The organism is Mesobacillus sp., assembly GCF_047739415.1.
GTDB lineage: Bacteria > Bacillota > Bacilli > Bacillales > Cytobacillaceae > Mesobacillus.
Genome location: NZ_JBIQOE010000167.1, coordinates 1 through 2,591, shown reverse-complemented (window position 1 = coordinate 2,591; position 2,591 = coordinate 1). Strand labels below are relative to the sequence as shown.

4 protein-coding genes are annotated in these 2,591 nt (G+C 43.7%); 2 read left to right on the top strand and 2 right to left on the bottom strand.

Annotated elements, in window-relative coordinates; translation table 11 throughout:
- The first annotated feature begins 58 nt into the window (after positions 1-58).
- On the top strand, positions 59-472 hold the full coding sequence (locus ACH0QE_RS13025; protein ID WP_415801066.1) for a Fur family transcriptional regulator: 414 nt from the start codon (positions 59-61) through the stop codon (positions 470-472).
- Positions 473-521: 49 nt separating this feature from the next.
- Here the strand turns inward: ACH0QE_RS13025 and ACH0QE_RS13020 are convergent, their stop codons facing one another.
- Positions 522-1,094 (bottom strand): 5' nucleotidase, NT5C type, encoded by a 573-nt coding sequence (locus ACH0QE_RS13020; RefSeq protein ID WP_415801065.1) that lies wholly within the window; start codon positions 1,092-1,094, stop codon positions 522-524.
- 158 nt (positions 1,095-1,252) lie between these two features.
- Between ACH0QE_RS13020 and ACH0QE_RS13015 the strand changes: the two genes are divergently transcribed.
- On the top strand, positions 1,253-1,807 hold the full coding sequence (locus tag ACH0QE_RS13015) for a DUF4190 domain-containing protein (RefSeq protein WP_415801064.1): 555 nt from the start codon (positions 1,253-1,255) through the stop codon (positions 1,805-1,807).
- Positions 1,808-1,868: 61 nt separating this feature from the next.
- Here the strand turns inward: ACH0QE_RS13015 and ispG are convergent.
- Positions 1,869-2,591: (E)-4-hydroxy-3-methylbut-2-enyl-diphosphate synthase (gene ispG / locus ACH0QE_RS13010; protein WP_415801063.1), on the bottom strand; the 723-nt coding region annotated here is incomplete at its 5' end.

Here is a 2,591-nt window from a genome sequence, read left to right as displayed (position 1 = left end):
GCTGGCCATTTGGCTAAAAAAACGAGCGGCTACGAGATCCATCTAATGGGGTGATATCATGAATGTGAACGAAGCAATGGACCTGTTAAAGGAACAGGGTTATAAGCATACTGGAAAAAGGGAAGATATGCTCCAGTTGTTTTCCGATAATGACAAATATTTGACTGCTCGCGATGTCCTGGAACAAATGAAGGGGAGTTATCCTGGCTTGAGCTTCGATACCATCTACAGGAATTTGAGTGTGTTTGCTGATCTTGGTATTCTGGAAATGACAGAGTTGTCAGGTGAAAAGCATTTCCGATTCACCTGCTCACATAAAGAGCACCATCATCACTTCATTTGCCTTGACTGTGGCAAAACGAAGGAAATTGAGACCTGTCCAATGAGGAATATTGAAGCAAGCTTCAAAGGCTATGATATTTCCGGACATAAATTCGAAATATACGGTCGCTGCCCTGACTGTGTTCAATAATTAAAAAATAACGATAAAAACGAAAAAACGGCCATGCAAGTGGCCGTTTTTAACTATTTTTTAAAAACCAGTTTTCTACCCATTCATTTGCTTCCTGCCAGTTATTCACCCGGATAACTCCTTCAGGAATCGGTTCCTGGTTATAAGGAGTATTGAAAAGGATAACCGGAATCTGTAGTTCTTCATGCAGGTTAACTGCATTATCGTGTTTATCCTCAAAAAATATATCCACTTCGTATTTTCGTGCTGCCTCAATTTTATCGTGCGAGCCGATCAGATGGATGTCATGGTACCTAAGTTCGTTGGCAGAAAACCATTCTTTAGTCAGATCTAGTAAATGTGTTCCCCTTGCACTGATGAAAAATAATTCGTGGTGTTTCTCCCAGCTTTTTAAAATTTCCTTAGCTCCTTCTGCTAAAGGCGAGTTGGAATAAATTACTGGCTCCATTTTTTTGAACCAGGCTGCGAACTCTCTTTCAGAAACAGATACAAGCGGCATAAAATCATATTGCTTAATATCATCCAGTGTAATATTCAAATCGAATCCTTCATTTAAATAAGGTACAAATGTAGTCGGACAAGTGACTGTACCATCGATGTCTATGCCAAAACGTTTTTTCATCAATCTGCTCCTTAAACATTGATCTTTCTTTAATCTTACCAAATATGTAAGGCACGCAAAAGATTTACTTTCTCAAGTTAGTCAAACATTGCCATGATGAAATCCTCAGTACTCGTAAACAATAATAAATGCTCCACTTAAGAAAGCGAGGGATTAAAGTGGCAGACCAAGAGCGAAAACAGAGAGGTACCGAATATATCACTGAACCTAAGCAGGATGTCATCACTATAAGGGATGCGCGTGATGAAATATACCAGGAAGAAACAGCAACTGAACTGTACTCTCCTGCACGTGATGAGCATTACCAGGAAATGACTGCGATCGCAGGTCCTGAACGTGAGGAACACTATCAGGAAATGACTGCAATCGCTGGACCTGGGCGTGATGAGCACTACCAGGAGATGACTGCAATTGCCCGACCTGTACGTAAGGAACAGTATCAGGAAGAAACTGCGGCGGAGATTGCTGCTCCTGCACCACCTGCATTTACAAGAAGTTCAGAAGAAGAAAGTACAACTGGAGGACGAGGGCTTGCTTTATCAGCTCTTGCCCTATCGATCTTGTCGCTGTTTATTTTACCTGTTCTTTTCGGAGCTGCAGGGATTGTCCTTGGCTTCATGGCTCGCAGAAGAGGATCCGCTCTCGGAAGCTGGGCGATTGGGATAGGGACAATCTCAATTCTGGTCGGCATCTTTATATTGCCGTTCTTCTAACGGTGCAAAATGATTGCCAACAAAAACTGCCCGGGAATTGTTTCCCGGGCAGTTTCATTGTTTATTTCTGAAGGGCAGCTTCGCGAATCTTCTCTTCAGCGATTTTATCGATTTCTTTCTTAAGTTCCTCTACCATTGTTTCCTCAGGCACTTTGCGGACAATCTCTCCTTTTCTGAAAAGAAGGCCTTCTCCTCTTGCACCCGCAATGCCGATATCAGCTTCACGTGCCTCGCCAGGACCGTTAACAGCACAGCCGAGGACAGCTACCTTGATTGGCGCCTTAATCGTTGAAATGTACTCTTCTACCTCATTGGCAATGCTGATCAGATCGATTTCGATCCGCCCGCATGTTGGGCAGGAGATTAGTGTCGCCGCATTAGCTGCAAGGCCAAACGACTTAAGCAGCTCCCTTGCGACCTTAACTTCCTCAACTGGGTCTGCACTCAATGATATCCTGACTGTGTTGCCGATTCCCTTGCTGAGAATCGCACCAAGCCCAGCGGCACTTTTGACGGTACCAGCAAATAAAGTCCCTGATTCCGTAATTCCAAGATGAAGCGGATAATCAAAAGCCTTTGCTGCTTTTTCGTAAGCTTCAATCGCCAGGTTTACATCAGAAGCCTTCATCGAAACGATGATATCATGGAAATCAAGGTCCTCGAGGATTTTGATGTGGTGCAGAGCACTCTCTACCATTCCATCTGCTGTAGGATAGCCGTATTTCTCAAGAATCCGTCTCTCAAGAGAGCCAGCATTAACACCGATTCTGATAGGGATCCCGCG

Coding starts and splice junctions, on each gene's coding strand:
- ACH0QE_RS13025 (WP_415801066.1), top strand. CDS start 59: ATGAATGTGAACGAAGCAATGGACCTGTTAAAGGAACAGGGTTATAAG.
- ACH0QE_RS13020 (WP_415801065.1), bottom strand. CDS start 1,094: ATGAAAAAACGTTTTGGCATAGACATCGATGGTACAGTCACTTGTCCG.